The following is a 16,066-nucleotide window of genomic DNA, read 5'->3' as shown; positions in this document are numbered from 1 at the left end:
CAAGGCCCTGCGGCCGACGGTGACGTTTCTCGCCAACGTCATGGGGTGCCCGGGGCGTCCCCTGTCGTCGGCTTCTGCGTGATTTCTTCAGTTCGTCCGGGGCGCCGTCCGAGATAGAGCGTGAGCCATGGTGTGGTCCCGCCAGCTCCCGGCGCTAGCGGGAGCTCGGTCATTCACGGCCGGGACCGGCTGAAACGGCAACATCCGCTTTCCGAGCGCGCTGCTCCGGAGCGGACCGGCGGCTTCCGGCCAGATCTGGTCGACTGCTTCGGACCTGCTGCAGCCAAATGCAATCCTACAGCGCAAGCTGTGATGGCGGTGCAGCGAATTGGAAGCAATTGCATGCGCCTTCCGTCGCGGGCAACCCAAGGAGCAGCTTGGCCTCCCTAATGCACGGAGCACACGCCTGATCTGGCAGCTAATTTGCGTCGTGAACCGGCCGACGGCGGTAATCGTACAATCATATACCGAAGCCATCGCACGTCTGCAGCAATCTACCGATCGCTTGCTCACGTCTCCCGGAGATCGTATGCCTCAATCTTGGTCGCCCATGCTCCATCGGCGCTCGATCCTGAAAGGCATCGCCGGCCTGGCGGTCGGCGCGCCGCTGGCGCCCTCGATCGCGCGCGCCGCGGGCCTCAAGACCGTCCGCTTCAGCGAGGCCGTCCACAACCTGGGCTACATCAACCTCTACGTCGGGATGCACGCCGGCATCTTCGAGAAGAACGGCCTCGCCATGCAGGTGAGTGCCGCCGGAGGCGACACGCAGACCTTCGCGGCTGTGCTGGGGGGCTCGGCAGATTTCGCCATCGGAGATCCCACGATGGTGGTGATCTCGCGCGAGAACGGCGGCCCCGGGATGGTCGTCGGGACCGTCGTTCAGCGGGCCCACTACTTCGCGGTCTCGAAGACGGTCGAGCCCTTCACCGACCCGAAAGGCTTCAAGGGCAAGCGGATCGCCACCTCGCCGGAGCCCAACACCAATTTCAGCGTCACCAAGCGGCTCCTCGAGAGCAACGGCATGAAGCTCGGCGCCGACGCGACGATCGTGCCGGTGAGCCCTGGAACCGAGATCGCTGCCATGCTCGCCGGCGCGGCCGACATCGCGGTCGCCTATCAACCCGGCGTCGCTCAGGCGGTGGCGCAGGGCGCGAAAATCGTCTTCGATTTCTCGAACTACGTCGGGCCCTTCTGCAACACCGGGATCATGGTGCTGCCCGGCACGATTCAGCAGGCCCCCGAGACTGTGCAGGCTCTGGTGACGTCCTTCGAGGAGGCCGGACGCAAAACCTACGGCGATCCGGACTACGCCAAGAAGGTCGCGCGGCTGGAATTCCCGGATCTGCCGGGCGAGGTCGTGGATTCGGCAATCGACGCCGAGCTGAAGTACAAGATCCCGGCATCCAGCGTCGTGACCGAGAAGGACGCCTGGGAGAGCCTTATGGGCATGCAAAAGTATCTTGGAAACATCAAGGGGACGCTCACTTTCGATCAGGTCGTCGACAATGTGTTTGCCGACAAAGCCGCGAAACGCGCCGGTTGACCGGCGCTCCCGTGTCCCAAGGTCCCCTGCCCGCCGCGCCCCACGTCGCACGCCCGCTTGCCGTAGAGCATCTCGCCAAGGCGTATAGGACGGGCGGCCGCCTCCTGCCGGTTGTCGGCGATCTCACCTTCGCCCTCGCCCGCGGAGAGATCGTCGCGATCGTGGGGCCCTCGGGCTGCGGGAAGACCACGCTCCTCAACGCCGTCTGCGGTCTCACGCCGGCGGACTCCGGCCGCATCCTCTGGAACGGTGTGCCCCTCGAGCGCCGCGGTCGCACGCCCAGCGGGATCGGTTACATGCTGCAGAAGGACCTCCTGCTGCCCTGGCGGACGGCCCTCGACAACGTGAAGCTCGGCACCGAACTGCGCGGGATGCCGCGCGGGCAAGCCGATGAGCGGGCGCGCGCGCTCCTCGACCAGCTCGGTCTGCACGGTTTCGCCTGGGCCTATCCCGCGACCCTGTCGGGCGGCATGCGCCAGCGCGTGGCGCTCGCCCGCACCCTGATCAACGATCCGGATGTCCTGCTGTTTGACGAGCCCTTCGCGGCGCTCGACTTCCAGACAAAGCTCCTGATCGAAGCCGACACGGTGCGGCTCGTGCGCGACGGGGCCAAGTCCGCGCTCCTGATCACGCACGACATCGAGGAAGCCGTCTCGATCGCCGACCGCGTACTCGTGCTGAGTGGGCGGCCGACCACCGTCAAGGCCAGTTACGCGATCGACCTCGACTGTGCGCCCGACGACATGATCGGAGCCCGGGAGAGCGCCGGTTTCAGCGATTACGTCCGCCAGATCTGGGCCGATCTCGACATCCCACGCTCCACGCTCGGCCGCGCTGGGCAAGGCATCAGCCGGGCTGCAGCGAGGTCCTGAGATGTCGGATGCCGTGACCGGACCCGCGACCGTTGTCAGGACGAGCCGGGATGACCCGCCCGCACCGCCGCGCGACGGTGCGCGCCTGCGCTCAGGCGTGCTCGTTCTGCTCGTGCAGATCGTGCTCCTCGCGGCTCTGCTGACGGTCTGGGAATGGCAGACGCGCCTGAGCCCGCAATCAGCCTTCCTGTTCGGCTCACCCTCGGCCATCGGCCGGTTCCTCTGGCAGGGCCTCGCCGACGGCACGCTCCTGCGCGATGCCGGCGTGACGGCCCTCGAGACGGGGCTCGGGTTCCTCATCGGCAACGTCGTCGGCACGCTCGCCGGCCTGTCGCTCTGGTACTCGACCTTCGTGTCGCGGGTCGTCCAGCCCTTCATCGTCGCGATCGGCTCGATCCCGATCATCGCGCTCGCGCCGATCATCATCATCTGGTTCGGCACCGGGCTCGCCTCGAAGGTCGCGATGTCGACGCTCTCGGTCGTCGTGGTCGCCCTCGTGACCTCCTACAAGGGCGCGCTCGGCGTCGACCCGGACCAGATCAACCTGCTGCGGACTCTCGGCGCGCGGAAGCCGCAGATCTTCGCCAAGCTCGTCGTGCCGTCGAGCCTCGCCGACATCTTCGCCGGCCTGAAGCTCACCGTCGGCTTCGCGCTGATCGGCGCCATCGTCGGCGAGTTCATGTCCTCGTCCGTGGGCCTGGGCCATGCCATCTTCCAGGCAGGATCCCTCTACGCGATCCCGAAGGTCTTCGCCGCGCTGGTCGGCACGATCGCGCTGGCCCTCGTCCTGACCTTCCTGGTCGGCCGGGCCGAACGGCTGCTCATGCCCTGGCGGTATCATCTTTGACCCGCGCCACCCCTCAAGACCAACGCCATCGCCACCAGGAGCTCCATGTGACGCAGCGCATCAGCAAGCAGGGAACGATCAAGTACGCCCTCTCGGGCGACGAGCCCTTCGTGGCGACGATCGCACCGGGTGAGATCGTCACGGTCGAATGCGTGATCAACATCGGTGACGGCGTCATCAAGGAGCTCGGGCAGAATCTGACCGAAGCCGACGTCACCTTCCCGTTCGTGAACGGGGCGACGGGCCCGATCGAAGTCGCGGGCGCCAAGCCCGGCGACATGCTGAAGGTCGAGATCCTCGACATGGAGCTCGGCCAGCGCGGCTACAGCTCCCTCTGGCCCGGGCACGGCATGTTCCCGGACTGGGTGCGCCGCAAGGAATGGGGCATCCGGACCAAGGTCGTCGACGTGCACGACGGCCATGTCATCTGGAACGACCGGCTCCGGCTGCCGGTGAAGCCGATGGCCGGCGTCATCGGCGTCGCGCCGGTCCACGGCGCGGTCCTCACGGTCGACAACGGCACGCATGGCGGCAACCTCGACGTTCAGGAGGTCACCACCGGCAACACGGTGATGCTGCGGGTGGAGAAGCCCGGCGCGCATTTCTTCATCGGCGATTGTCACGCGCTCCAGGGCGACGGCGAAGCCGTCGGCATGGGAGCGATCGAGATCGGCGCGAACGTCACCCTGCGGGTGAGCCTCGTGCCCGCACCGGCGCGACTCGGCCACCCGCGGATCGAGACGCCCACGCATCTCTGCACGCTCGGCTGCGCCCGCCCGCTCGAGGATGCGATGCGCATCGCCTTCGCCGACATGATCTACTGGCTCGCCGACGAGTGGAACATCCCTGAGCCGGAGGGTTACCTGCTACTTGCGCAGATCGCCGAGGCGCGCTGCACGCAAATGGTCAATCCGAAATACACGTACATCTGCAAGGTGCCGAAGGCGATCCTTGCCGCTTTCGGATAAAATTGGAGCACATTGGCTCCAGCGCCCAGATCTAGCCAGTTGAAGCCTGCCCACTTGCCCGGCTATCTTTCTCAGAAGTAGACTGGCGGCTTGCTGCCAGACTATGCCATGCCCGATGGCAGACGATCGCAAAACCGGCCGTTCAGCTTTGCGCCCATTCCAGTCACTGGACGGCCCTCGTGTGCGTCTCCAAAGCAGAAATCGCTCAAGCCGGCGGCCACGACATTCTTCGGTCGATGCCGCCCGTCACGTCGTCGACGGCCGCCGTGCGATTTTGCCGTCACAACGGTCCGGGGCTGGACAGATCTCCGGCCCCGGTCACACCTCTCAGACGCTCGGATGTTGCCCCCGGACCGGGCTCACCGCTTCCAGCACCGATGCTGCGCGCAGGAGGGTCGTCTCCGCCTGCCAGCTTCCCACCAGTTGCACGTTGATCGGCAGGCCCTCGCGGCTCGTTCCGAACCGCATCGACAACCCCGGCAGGCCGGTCACGTTCAGCGGGACGGTCGCGCCCTGCAGGTAGGTGAGGTCGACCGTCTCACCGTTGACGACGAGTTCCTGGATGCCGTGCTTGTGCGCGGGCACCGGCAGCACCGGGGTCAGGAGCACGTCGAAGTTCCGGAAGTAGGCCGCGTACCCATCCCGCAGCCGCTCCGCCGCCTGCTCGGCCGCGACGTAGTCCTCCACCGACGTGTCGGGGAGCGACAGCATCGTCTTGGCCATCTTGTACATCTGGTCCTCGTGCCCTGCGACCGCCTCTCGGAAGGCGGGCTTCATCTCCATGACGTGGAGCTTGTTGAAGACGTCCAGGGCGAAGTCGCGCTCCAGCGCCGGGATGCGGACCTCCTCGACCTGATGACCCTCGCCCTTCAGGGCTTCGGCGGCCGCCTTCACCGTCGCCGCGACCTGCGTGTCGATGGGGCCGAAGCCCGGCCCGACCATCCAGCCGACGCGCAGCTTCCGGTCGGACGTGACGCCGGCGTCGAACGGGACGGTACTGGTGGCGAAGGCATCCTGGCCGTCCGGGCCGGCGAGCTGCGAGAAGGCGAGCGCAAGGTCGCGGATCGAGCGGGCCATCGGGCCGACGTGCCAGAAGCGGCGGGGCGCCCTCGGCCAGATGCCGGTCATCGGCACGCGCCCGTGGGTGGCCTTCAGCGACACGATGCCGGTCTGGGCGGCCGGGCCGCGCACCGAGATGGCGAGGTCGGTTCCGAGGCCCAGGGGCGACATGCCCGCCGCGATGGCCGCCGACTCGCCGCCGCTGGAGCCGCCGGGCGTGCGGTCGAGGTCCCACGGGTTGTTCGAGCGTCCGGAGAGCAGGTTGTCGCTCTCGATCCAGTAGGAGAACTCCGGCAGGTTGGTCTTGGCGAGCAGGATGCCGCCGGCTTTCTTCATGCGGGCGACGCTGGTGGCGTCGGCGTCGGGAATGCGGCCCTTGAAGATCGGCGAGCCGCGCTGGGTGAGCACGCCGGCGGTGTCGATGGAGTCCTTCACGGTGAACGGCACGCCGTGTAGCGGTCCGAGGTCCTGGCCCGCCATCACCGCGGCCTCGGCCTCCTTCGCGGCGGCGAGCGCCTCCTCCGCGACGGTGACGATGGCGTTGACCTTGGGGTCGACGGCCTCGATGCGGTCGAGGTGCGCCTTCACGACCTCGACGGGCGAGAGTTGCTTGGTGCGGACCAGCGCGGCGAGCCGGGTGGCGTCGGAGAAGATGATGTCCTGGCTCATGGCTGCTTTCCCTGCCTAACGTTCGGTAGGCAGACAGTTAGGGCTGGATTTCCGGGCCGTCAACCCCTAACTAACGGATGGTAGGTTTTTCGATTTCGGCAGGGAGACAGGGGTGAGCACGAACGCGAAGGAGACGATCCTGGCCGCCGCGCGGAAGACCGCGCAGGCGCACGGCTACGGCGGATTGAGCTACCGCGACCTCGCCGCCGAGGTCGGGATCAAGGCGGCGAGCATCTACCACCACTTCGCCAGCAAGGCGGATCTCGGGGCGGCCGTGGCGCGGCGCTACTGGGAGGACATCGCGGTCGAGCTCGACGCCATGCTGGAGAAGACCGGCGACCCGATGGAATGCCTGCGGCTCTACCCCGGCACCTTCCGCCGCTCGCTGGAGGACGGCAACAGGCTCTGCCTGTGCAGCTTCATGTCGGCCGAGTACGCCAACCTGCCGGAGGCCGTGCAACGGGAGACGCAGGGCTTCGCCGACGTCAACGTCGCCTGGCTCGCCAAGGTGCTGGTCATGGCCGGGGCGGTGAAGCCCGGGGATGCGGAGGCGCGGGCGCGGGCGATCTTCGCCGCGGTGTCAGGCGCGCAGCTCTACGCGCGGAGCCGCTCGGACGTCTCGCAGTTCGACGACCTGATCGAGAACTACCGCACCTCGGGCCTGCTGCCGGCGTAGTGCGATCTGCACACTCGGTTGGGGGCCGGACGGTCCGCATCCGACCCGGCGTAGTCGTTCACGTGCAGCCGCGCCTTCCTTGGAAACGGACGCAAGTTCCACCGCCGCTCCGGCAGCGATGCGGTGGCCCCGGCCGTTCAGCCCTCGTCGGCGTAGCGCTTCCTCAGGGCGGCGAGACCATCCTCGTAGATACCTTGGAAGAGCTTCGTGACCTCCGCGTCGCTGACCCCGACCGGCTGGAATTCGCCGGACCACTCGACGCGCGACCGCTGCCCGTCGCCGTTCTCCCGGACCCGCAAGGTCGAGAGGTAACCCCTTTGCGGGAAGGGGGACTGAAGGATGTGGTAGCTGTAGCTCCGTCCGGCCTCGTCGAAGGCCATCAGCCGCTCGACGATGACGCCGCCGTCAGGGTTCGCCAGGTGCCGGACGCGGCCGCCCTCGTGCAACTCGGACTTGGGGATGTAGGGCAGCCAGTCCGGCAGGGAGCCGAACCCGCCGATGAGCCGCCACACCTCGGAGGCCGGAGCCGGGATCTCGACGCTTGCCGATGCCGTCGCCATGGCCGCCCCCTACTGACCGGACGGGAGGGGCGCGTCGGGCGCCACGACCCCGCTCCGGCGCAGGTCGCGCCAGAAATCCCCGGACACCTCGAAGCCGATGGCGGCGTGGTCCTCAGCGATCCGCTCCGGGCGGCTCGCCCCGGGGATGACCGCGGCCGAGGCGGGATGGGCGAGCGAGAAGTGGAGCGCCGCCGCCTTGATCGGCACGCCGTGCCTGCCGCACAGCGCCTTGATGGTCTCGACCTTGGCGGCGATCTCGGGTGGCACCGAGCCGTACTCGAAGTGCGCGCCGCCCGCGAGCACGCCCGAGCTGTACGGACCGCCGATGACGATCTCGACCTTCCTCTCGACCGCGGCCGGCATCAGGCGCTCAAGCGCCCTCCCGTGGTCGAGGAGCGTGTAGCGGCCTGCGAGCAGGGTGCCGTTCGGGCGCACCTCGTCGAGCGAGAGCAGCAGCTCCACCGGCTCGACGTTGTTCACCCCGAGGCCCCAGGCCTCGATCACGCCCTCGTCGCGCAGTCGGTCGAGGGCGGGAAAGGCCCCGGTGCGCGCCTGCTCGAACAGCCCGATCCACTTGTCGCCGTGGAAATCCCTGGCGATGTCGTGGACCCACACGAAGTCGAGCCGGTCGACGCCCATGCGCTTCAGGCTGTCCTCGATGGACCGCTTGGCGCCGTCGGCCGTGTAGTCGTAGACGACCTTGTTCGGGCGACCGTACTTGAAGATCTCGCCCTTCTCGCCCTGGTCGCGAGCGCCGGTCTCGACCTCGTCGAGGATGATGCGGCCCACCTTGGTGCTGAGGCGGTAGGCGTCGCGCGGGTACTTCGACAGGGCCTTGCCGAGCCTGATCTCCGACAGGCCGCTCCCGTAGAAGGGCGCGGTGTCGAAGTAGCGCGTGCCGGCCTGCCACGCCGCGTCGACCGTGGCTTCCGCCTCGTCGTCGGGGATGTCGCGGAACATGTTGCCGAGTGGTGCGGCGCCGAAGCCGAGCGGGCCGGCGAGCAGGGCGTCCCTGATGGTCATGGCTCCTCCGAGCGTGGGGAAGTCAGCGCGACATCGGGGCCGTCGTCGTCGGGCCGGCAGAAGGGGGTCGTGTCCCTCGCGATAACCCCGACTAGCCCCGCGAAACGGCGTACAGGCCCCGCACGGAGCCGTATCGGCCGTTCTTGCGAACCTGCCGGCCGTTGTTGCGTATGGGGTATCGAGCAACGAAAGGCCGGTCGGTCTCAGCGACGGACCGTGGCCCGGTACTGCCCGGGCGTCAGGCCGGTGCTCTTGCGGAACACCCGCGTGAAGTTGTCCTGGGTGCCGAAGCCCTGCTCGACCGCGATCTCCATCAGCGTGGCCCGACCAAGCGCCAGCGCCTCCCGGGCCGCTCGGACCCGCCGGTCCGTCACGTAGCGATGCGGGGTCAGGCCGGTCGCCTCGCGGAACAGGCGCGCGAAGTGGAAGGGGCTGAGGCAGGCCTCGGCCGCGAGGCGTTCGAGGGGAATGGGGTCGGCGTAATGCGCTTCGATGTAATCGGTCACCCGCTTAAGGCGGCGGTCGTCGAACTTTCGCGGAGCGGTGGACGGCTTCCAGCGGTCCACCGTGTAATTGGCGATCAGGTGGGCCGCCAAAGCGGTCGTCAGACCATCGACGAACAACCGGTCCGTCGGCAACTGCGGCCTGCCGAGCATGCCCTCGAACGCCCGTGCGAAGCTGACGAGGAGCGGGTCGGCCAAGCCGCCGACGAAGGCGAGTTCGACCAGCGAGGCGTCGATGCCGTAGTCCGCCAGGGCACTGTGCTCGATGAGGGCCGGCGGCAGGCACACGTGGAGGCACGAGATGGCCTCCGAGAGTTCCGCCTTCTCCATGAAGCCGACCGGTCCGGTCCAGGCCGTTCCGGCCCCGGCGAGGCACTTCTCGTCCTGACCGTCACCGGTGCGTCGTACGACAGCGCGGCCGCCGAGCATCACGATGAGCTCGTTGCAGGGATAGGCTTGCCTCGGGTGCGATCCGGCGCCGTTGACCCGGCGTTCGACGACCAACCGGGACCGATGGTCGACCCGACCGAGCACCTGGCATGTTCCTCGCCGCTGGTCCCCCATCGTCTCGAACGACATCAAGGCACCTTGGGTAGGAGCGCTCGCGCATCGAAGCCGCGCACGGTCTTCCAGGCCGATCCTGACCCATCGCAAGCCGTTACGGCAAGCGTGCCCGCGATCCTATGGTGACCGTCGCGGTGAGCGCCTCAAGCCGGTAGGCGGAACCATCCTGCCCCGGGGGCCGAAAATTCGCAGAGCGGCTGGAGGGCCTGGGGTTCGCCGTCCGCGAGGCCGTCGCCGAACAGGCAGCCAAGCTCGCGAACACGAGTGACTGGTGGGCCGAGACACCCGCTGTGACGCCGTCCGCCACGGCCCAACTCACGCTGTGGGGCGCCCGCGCGATGTCGCCCGCCGCATACACCCCAACGACGGTCGTCAGCTTGGAGGCATCCGTGCGGATGACCGGACCGAACGGCCCTTCGTCGAGCGCGCAGCCGAGCCGTTCCGCCAGCGGGCTGTTCATGCGCGAACGCGGGGCGAGATAGAGGGCCTCGACGGCCGCCGTGCGCCCGTCGCCGAGCATCAAGCCCGACAGCGTCCCGCCCTCGCCGACGAGGGCCGCAACGGCGGCGGGCTCGATCCCAACGCCACGGCTCGCGAGGCGGGCGCATGTCTCCTCGTCGGGCATGTCCCCGCCGTTCAGGTAGAGCGTCGTCGGCCCCCATTCGGCGATCAGCATGGCCTGATGCGCGGATAGCGGGGACACGGCCAGCACGCCGAGCTTCCGGTCGGCGAACTCGTAGCCGTGGCAGTAGGGGCAATGGAGGACGCTCCTACCCCATCGCTCCGCCAAGCCCGGGATCTCGGGAAGCACGTCCGTTATGCCGTAGGCGAGGACGAGGCGAGCCGCGTCCAGGGTAGCCCCGCTCGCAAGGGTGACGGTGAAGTCCCGTCCCGCGCGGACGTCGACCGCCTCACCCTCCACGATGGTCGCTTGGCGGTACGCCGCGAGTTGGGCGCGGGCCTGCGCGAGCATCGCCCGTGGGTTGCTGCCGTCCTGGCCAAGGAATCCGTGCGAGGCCGCGGCGAAACGATTCCGCGGGCTGCCCGCGTCGACCACGCAGACCGAGCGCCGTCCGCGGGCGATGTAGGTGGCCGCCGCCAAGCCGGCGAAGCTGCCTCCCACGACGATCACGTCAAACGGCATGGGCTTGCTCCAGGGTCAGGGCGCCGCCGCGGGCGTGGAAGTCGGCGCTGAGCGCGGCGAGGGTGACACCGCCGAAGCGGTCCAGCAGCACCCGCTCGGCCTCGCGGAAGCCGTCGTCGAGCGCCGCGTTCACGACCTGCTCGACGAGGCAGCCGGGCGCCTCAGTGCGGTTGCCGATGGCGAACAGGTCGGGCGACCCTAGGGCGACGTGGATGTCGCGGAGGGTGATCTCGTGCAGGTCTCGGGCGATGGTCCAGCCGCCCCCGTGCCCGCGCCCGGACCGGACGAAGCCCGCCTCCCGAAGACCGGCCATGGTCCGGCGCACGACCGCCGGGTTGGTCTGCATGGCCGCGGCGAGCGCCTCGGAGGTGAGCGGTCGCGGCTCCTCCGCCATGTGCAGCAGCACGTGGAGGATGCCGGAAAGGCGGCTATCGCGTTTTATGTAACAAGTGATGTTACATTGCGTGCCGCGCGTCAACCGGAACGGTGCATAGCTTCGTGTCGGGCCGGGCAGACGCATGGTGACGACCGCTCGGGCTCGATGCCGCGTGGAACCGGACCGTCGCGAAAGCACACGGCCCGGTCACCGGCAGTGCCGGCCGGAAACCCGGGGGTGGTCATTCTCTATGCATTCGCGGCCAGTGCCGGGAGGCGGACGCCGCAGGGCGGCCGCCTCCCGGTTGGTGCAGGCAATCAGCCCTGGCGGAGATGCGCCAGCAGGCGCTCGGCCGCCGGTCCGGACGAGGCCGGGTTCTGCCCCGTGATCAGCAGGCCGTCGGCCACCACGTAGGGCTCCCAGTCGCCCGCCTTCGAGAACCGGCCGCCATTCCGCTTGAGCTCGTCCTCGACGAGGAACGGGACCACCGCAGTTAGACCGACCGCCTCTTCCTCGGTGTTGGTAAAGCCGGTGACGAGCTTGCCCTCCACCAGCGGCTTGTCGTCGGGCGACTTGGCATGACGCAGCACGCCGGGGGCGTGGCAGACGAGGGTGACGGGCTTGCCGGCCCCGAGCGTCGTCTCGATCAGCTTGATCGAGGTGGCGTCCTCGGCGAGGTCCCAGAGCGGGCCGTGGCCGCCGGGGTAGAACACCGCGTCGAAGCCCTCGTGGGTGACGCCGTCGAGCCGCGCCGTGTCCGCCAGGACCGCGTTGGCCTCGGCATCCGCCTCGAAGCGTCGGGTCAGGTCGGTCTGGAAGCCCGGCTCGTTGCTCTTCGGGTCGAGCGGCGGCTTGCCACCCTTGGGCGAGGCCAGGATCACCTCGGCGCCGGCGTCCTTGAACACGTAGTAGGGCGCAGCGAGCTCTTCCAGCCAGAAGCCGGTCTTGCGGCCGGTGTCGCCGAGTTGGTCGTGAGAGGTCAGCACCATCAGGATCTTCATCGTCGTTCTCCGGTGGGGGTCGGGGTTGTCGTTCGAAGGGTTCGGGGGCGTCAGTTGTGCCGAGCCGCGATCCTCTCGGAGGGACGCTCGACGCTCGCTTCGCGCGCCTGGGTGTCCTCGGCCCTGACTTGCGTGGCGTCCGCGGGGCGGACCATCCCCGGGCCGGTCATGCGGACGGCACCGATGATCTCCAGGGTAATGCGCTCCTCGGCGGAGGCGGCGGTACCACCGAACAGGGCGGCCCCGAGCTCGGCGAGTAGCAGGTACGGGGCGACGGGGTGTGCGGTTCGCGGGGTCATGGTCTGCTCCATCGTCACAGTTGAGTAGACTGGTCGTCTACAGGTTCCGCACGAGCAGGTCAGGCTTCGCCTTGGGCTCGCCCGGTCAGGCTCGTTGCGGGTTCAGGATGTGCCGCGTCGTCGTCATCGCGGCATCGAACGGTGCGTCGGTGCGCTCGATTTTCGCCATTAGGCTGGCACCGAGCCACAGGTGGTAGAGGGTCTCGGCCGTGGCACGCGGCTCACCCTCGACGGTCAGCGAACCCTCGGCGACGCCCGCCTTGATGGCGCCGGCCACGCGGTCGATGATCCCGGCCGTGCCGGCCTTCAGGGCCAGCCGCATCGGCTCGGACAGGTCAGAGACCTCGGCCGCCAGCTTCACCGCGAGGCACTTGCGCTGGTAGTCGATGCTCCCCTGCGTCGCCTGCCATTTGCGCCAGTAGTTCATCAGGCGCTCGGAGTGGCTGAAGCCGGGCTCGGCGAGAGTGGCGTCGATGTCGGCGAGGTAGTCCTCGAAGTAATCGGCCAGGAGCGCCTCGCCGAAGGCCTCCTTCGAGCCGAAGTAGTGGTAGAACGAACCCTTCGGGACCCCGGCCGCGGCCAGGATCTCGTTGAGGCCGACGCCCGAGAACCCCTTGGCGCCCATGATGCGATGGGCGGTGTCGAGGATGCCTTGCCGAGTGTCGGTGTTGCCGCTGACATGTGCCATGGCCCGAATATGTACCTGATTAGACCGGTCGTCTAGTGGCTCGCAACGATTTTCGAGAAAATTACCTCTGCCCCACAGAAACCCCGCTGGCTCCCGCACCAGAATGGCCACCATGACAATGGGCCACGACATGCTGACGTCATGGCCGCCGCTTTTGGGGCGGCTTTAACCCCCCGAGCGGACATTCACATGGGCGGGGCGGAAGGTCTGCAACGGGTCAACTGCTGTGATGGGCCGTTGCCCGGAAGCGGACGTTCTGCAATGCGCCCGATTCAGCCGCTCAGCCGACTCCAGGGGCTTCTCCGAAGCGGACGTTGCAACAGCTCAGTTTATGGGTCTGAGTGGCGCCAGCAGCGAGTTCATGCTTTAGAGTTGCATCGAGTTCACTCCCGAAGGAAGAGTGGACCTTGCCAGACGCGAGGTCATCTCTGGGGCATGATACACCCCGGTGAAGTAATCCGCCCCATGGTATGGCTTTAGGGCCACTGTGATTGATCCGGCTTATAATTGACCTCTATTCCAGTTCTCCGGCCGTCGCGACCGGTCGAGCGGATCTGGCGGCAGGCAGAGGGCTGCATCAGGATAGGGCGATAGGGCCTCGAGTGCTCAGCCGATATGCTACAGCTTCTTCGCGACGGCTGCAGTGAGCTCATCCCGAATTTGCTGAGCGCGTACCGGAAGCGCTGCGGGCGCAGAGGCGATCTGCAGCGGGACGTGAATCAGGTTGGGTTGACGTTGGCCTGAGATCTCGGGAGGGGGGGGTACGGGGCGGGCGAAAGAGGGCACTCCGTGCGGAGCGTTAACGTGTGCCGCGGGGCTGCGTGCCATCTTGGACGCTCGCCGTTGCCTGAGGCCGGGTTAGAGATATCGGAAAGAAGACGCAAACCAAAGCGACGAATGCCCCTCTAACATAATTCCACCACAAGGGACATGCGCCGAAGTTACTATGTCAGTGCGCAAGACCCACCCGTGCATGGATGATGAATTCAACCTTCATATCCGGATTGGTCAACTCGGCTATGACGCACGCACGCGACGGCGGGATGATATCGCTGACCCATTCGTCCCAAATCTCATTGAACGTGGAGAGATAGTTCCTGTCGGACAAAATGACCATCACGAACAACAAGTCGGACTTAGTCGATCCGGCTTCAGCAAGGCGCTCCTCAACGCGCGCCAGGATCTGGCGAGCTTGGGGAATTATGGTTGCCGAGACGTCGAAGGGCCGATCTGGCGTCGCGGCGAAATAGGCGACACCATTGTAGATCGATAGCTTGCTATATCGCTTCTCGACGAGTTTACGCTGTATGTTCAAGGGATGCTCCTATCTGAATCGTTGGTGGCTGAAGAGGGCGTGCTCATCCCTGCGCCTGCCATGCAGGATGTCGTCGACGAGGCGCGCCGTGCCGGGGGCGCCGCTCATGCCGTAGTGGCTATGGCCGAAGGCCATCACGACGTCGCCCTCGGGTGTGACGGGGCCGATGATCGGTAGGCTGTCGGGTAGCGACGGCCGAATGCCGGACCAAAGCAGCGGCTCGTCATGCGTGATGCCGGGGAAGAGGTCGGCCGCGTGGCGCACCAGCCTCTGGGCACGCCGCATGTCTGGCGGTGTGTCGAGCCCGGAAAATTCGACTGTGCCGGCTACCCGCAAGCCCTGGCGCATCGGGGTAATCGAGAAGCCGCGATCCCGGAAGCCGATCGCATGCGCGAGCTGGACGTTGTGGTTGGGAAGCGTGGCATGGTAACCGCGCTCGGCCTCCAGCGGGACTCGCACTCCGAGCGGTGCCAGCAACCTACCGGACCAAATTCCAGCGGCCACCACGACCCTTCGGCATTCGACTGGGTGAAGGTTGGTGGCGAGTGAGATCCGCCCTGCTGCCCCGCGTTTGATGCGCTCGACAGAGCGCTGGAGGATCCGTCCCCCAAGCCGTCCAAGTTCCTGCGCGAGGTGCGCGGCGAGTTCGGCCGGATCGAGTGTGAAGCCGCCCGCCCGCAGCAGCAGGCCATGCCTGATCGCCGATGTAACGCCGGGGACCAATTCACGCAGCCTCTCGCCCGAGAGGGTCTCTGCATCGATACCGTAACGCCCGCGGATCTCGGCGCCGAGCGCGGAGCCCGCAGTAGTGCCTGGACCTGACCAGAGTTGCAGGTTGCCCTGAAAGCGGAGGTTGCGAGACATGAATTCCGCGCCGAGCAGATGTTCCCAGTCCGCGACGCAATCGCGGTGGAGATAGTGCAGGGCGGCAGCGATGGCGCGCACCCGTTGCGGGCGGCCGGCCATGATGTAGCGCACCAGCCACGGCACAGTGCGCGGGAAATGGCGTGGAGCGACAAACAGTGGGCCTAGTGGATCGCTCATCCAGCCCGGCACCTTCCGCAAGACTCCAGGCCCTGACATCGGCATCACCGTCGCTGGACTGATGATGCCTGCATTGCCGAACGAGGCGCGACCGCCGGGAGGCAGCGGATCGAGAACAATGACTGAGAGCCCGGCGCGTGCCAATCGGACAGCGATGGCCAAGCCCACAACGCCTGCACCGATGACTACAATTTCGTCATGATTTTCCATCGCTCTACCTAAAGTAACTCTCGTGAAATTTCTTCTCGAAATATTCCGCGATCAAGGTGAGTGGCACGATGGTAATGACGTACAATACAGCCACCACTGTTAGAAGTTCGAGCGGCCTGAAGGTTCTCACGCTGATTTGCTGTCCGACGTATAATAGTTCAGGAACAGCGACGTATCCGGCGAGCGTAGTATTCTTCAGAACCAGGATGCACTGGCTTACCAAGGGAGGGAATATGCGTTGCAAGGCCAGTGGTGCGACGATCCTTCGAAAGGTCTGACCGCGGGTCATGCCCACCGACTGCGCGGCCTCTATGTGACCACGGTCGATCGACCGGATGCCGCTACGGAAAATCTCGGCGAAGAAGGCGGAACTGTAGATCGATAGGGCAATGACGACGGTAGTATACCCGTTCGGCCTCCACCCTGTGACGATAGGTAAGCAGTAGTACATCCAAACCAGGAGGACTAGCACTGGCACTGCCCGGACAATGGAGATTATCATTGATATGGCGGGATGGACAAACGGCATCCTGCTCATACGCAGCAGCGTAAGAAAGAGGCCAAGAATCATGCTGGCGATGATCGTGACGATGGCGAGAGCAACCGTGTGGAGTAGCCCGTTCAGTAGGACCGCTTGATAATCCCAGACGACAGAAAAATTCCATTCGTAATCCATCGGTTCAGCCCATGTCTGTGCCGTCAGGT

The 16,066-nt window shown here is 66.7% G+C and carries 16 protein-coding genes and 1 pseudogene; 5 read left to right on the top strand and 12 right to left on the bottom strand.

The window, feature by feature from the left end; translation table 11 throughout:
• The first annotated feature begins 505 nt into the window (after nucleotides 1–505).
• From LXM90_RS00655 to LXM90_RS00640, 4 genes are all read left to right on the top strand, one after another.
• A complete protein-coding gene (locus LXM90_RS00655) occupies nucleotides 506–1,543 on the top strand; it encodes an ABC transporter substrate-binding protein (protein WP_234081474.1) in 1,038 nt (345 codons plus the stop codon).
• Nucleotides 1,540–2,415: an ABC transporter ATP-binding protein gene (locus LXM90_RS00650; protein ID WP_234081472.1), complete on the top strand. Its 876-nt coding sequence runs from the start codon at nucleotides 1,540–1,542 to the stop codon at nucleotides 2,413–2,415. The genes LXM90_RS00655 and LXM90_RS00650 overlap by 4 nt, the downstream gene beginning before the upstream one ends.
• Before the next feature lie 97 nt (nucleotides 2,416–2,512).
• Nucleotides 2,513–3,262 (top strand): ABC transporter permease, encoded by a 750-nt coding sequence (locus LXM90_RS00645; RefSeq protein WP_419149842.1) that lies wholly within the window; start codon nucleotides 2,513–2,515, stop codon nucleotides 3,260–3,262.
• Between the two features lie 47 nt (nucleotides 3,263–3,309).
• A complete protein-coding gene (locus LXM90_RS00640; RefSeq protein ID WP_234081470.1) occupies nucleotides 3,310–4,230 on the top strand; it encodes an acetamidase/formamidase family protein in 921 nt (306 codons plus the stop codon).
• A 327-nt stretch (nucleotides 4,231–4,557) separates the two neighbouring features.
• On the opposite strand, the gene LXM90_RS00635 is transcribed toward LXM90_RS00640, so the two are convergent.
• Nucleotides 4,558–5,958 carry an amidase gene (locus LXM90_RS00635; RefSeq protein WP_234081469.1) on the bottom strand — a complete coding sequence of 467 codons (1,401 nt, stop codon included), beginning with the start codon at nucleotides 5,956–5,958 and terminating at the stop codon, nucleotides 4,558–4,560.
• A gap of 112 nt (nucleotides 5,959–6,070) precedes the next feature.
• Between LXM90_RS00635 and LXM90_RS00630 the strand changes: the two genes are divergently transcribed.
• Nucleotides 6,071–6,634, top strand: a complete 564-nt coding sequence (locus LXM90_RS00630) for a TetR/AcrR family transcriptional regulator (protein WP_234081467.1) — start codon at nucleotides 6,071–6,073, stop codon at nucleotides 6,632–6,634.
• 137 nt (nucleotides 6,635–6,771) lie between these two features.
• On the opposite strand, the gene LXM90_RS00625 is transcribed toward LXM90_RS00630, so the two are convergent.
• From LXM90_RS00625 to LXM90_RS00575, 11 genes and pseudogenes are all read right to left on the bottom strand, one after another.
• Nucleotides 6,772–7,194 (bottom strand): SRPBCC family protein, encoded by a 423-nt coding sequence (locus tag LXM90_RS00625; protein WP_234081465.1) that lies wholly within the window; start codon nucleotides 7,192–7,194, stop codon nucleotides 6,772–6,774.
• A gap of 9 nt (nucleotides 7,195–7,203) precedes the next feature.
• Complete coding sequence (locus LXM90_RS00620) at nucleotides 7,204–8,217, bottom strand: aldo/keto reductase (RefSeq protein WP_091928693.1); 1,014 nt, start codon at nucleotides 8,215–8,217, stop codon at nucleotides 7,204–7,206.
• Between the two features lie 203 nt (nucleotides 8,218–8,420).
• Nucleotides 8,421–9,224, bottom strand: coding sequence for a helix-turn-helix domain-containing protein (locus LXM90_RS00615; RefSeq protein ID WP_234081463.1), 804 nt, complete (start codon nucleotides 9,222–9,224; stop codon nucleotides 8,421–8,423).
• 301 nt (nucleotides 9,225–9,525) lie between these two features.
• A pseudogene (locus LXM90_RS00610) lies at nucleotides 9,526–10,428 on the bottom strand (NAD(P)/FAD-dependent oxidoreductase); the annotation flags it as partial.
• Nucleotides 10,418–10,870 (bottom strand): RrF2 family transcriptional regulator, encoded by a 453-nt coding sequence (locus LXM90_RS00605; RefSeq protein ID WP_234083082.1) that lies wholly within the window; start codon nucleotides 10,868–10,870, stop codon nucleotides 10,418–10,420. The pseudogene LXM90_RS00610 and the gene LXM90_RS00605, both read right to left, overlap by 11 nt.
• A 251-nt stretch (nucleotides 10,871–11,121) precedes the next feature.
• Entirely contained in the window at nucleotides 11,122–11,805 is a 684-nt protein-coding gene (locus LXM90_RS00600) for a type 1 glutamine amidotransferase domain-containing protein (protein WP_234081461.1), read from the bottom strand.
• Between the two features lie 50 nt (nucleotides 11,806–11,855).
• Complete coding sequence (locus tag LXM90_RS00595) at nucleotides 11,856–12,104, bottom strand: hypothetical protein (protein WP_234081460.1); 249 nt, start codon at nucleotides 12,102–12,104, stop codon at nucleotides 11,856–11,858.
• An 85-nt stretch (nucleotides 12,105–12,189) separates the two neighbouring features.
• Nucleotides 12,190–12,792, bottom strand: a complete 603-nt coding sequence (locus LXM90_RS00590) for a TetR/AcrR family transcriptional regulator (RefSeq protein ID WP_234081458.1) — start codon at nucleotides 12,790–12,792, stop codon at nucleotides 12,190–12,192.
• Between the two features lie 949 nt (nucleotides 12,793–13,741).
• Nucleotides 13,742–14,107, bottom strand: a complete 366-nt coding sequence (locus LXM90_RS00585) for a RidA family protein (RefSeq protein WP_127992211.1) — start codon at nucleotides 14,105–14,107, stop codon at nucleotides 13,742–13,744.
• A gap of 9 nt (nucleotides 14,108–14,116) precedes the next feature.
• Nucleotides 14,117–15,361: an NAD(P)/FAD-dependent oxidoreductase gene (locus LXM90_RS00580; RefSeq protein ID WP_234081456.1), complete on the bottom strand. Its 1,245-nt coding sequence runs from the start codon at nucleotides 15,359–15,361 to the stop codon at nucleotides 14,117–14,119.
• Between the two features lie 4 nt (nucleotides 15,362–15,365).
• Nucleotides 15,366–16,037 carry an amino acid ABC transporter permease gene (locus LXM90_RS00575; protein WP_234081454.1) on the bottom strand — a complete coding sequence of 224 codons (672 nt, stop codon included), beginning with the start codon at nucleotides 16,035–16,037 and terminating at the stop codon, nucleotides 15,366–15,368.
• Between the last annotated feature and the right edge of the window lie 29 nt (nucleotides 16,038–16,066).

The sequence above is a fragment of the Methylobacterium oryzae genome, assembly GCF_021398735.1.
GTDB lineage: Bacteria > Pseudomonadota > Alphaproteobacteria > Rhizobiales > Beijerinckiaceae > Methylobacterium.
The sequence above is the reverse complement of the archived record's forward strand: the minus strand, read 5'-3'. Positions and strand labels throughout refer to the sequence as shown.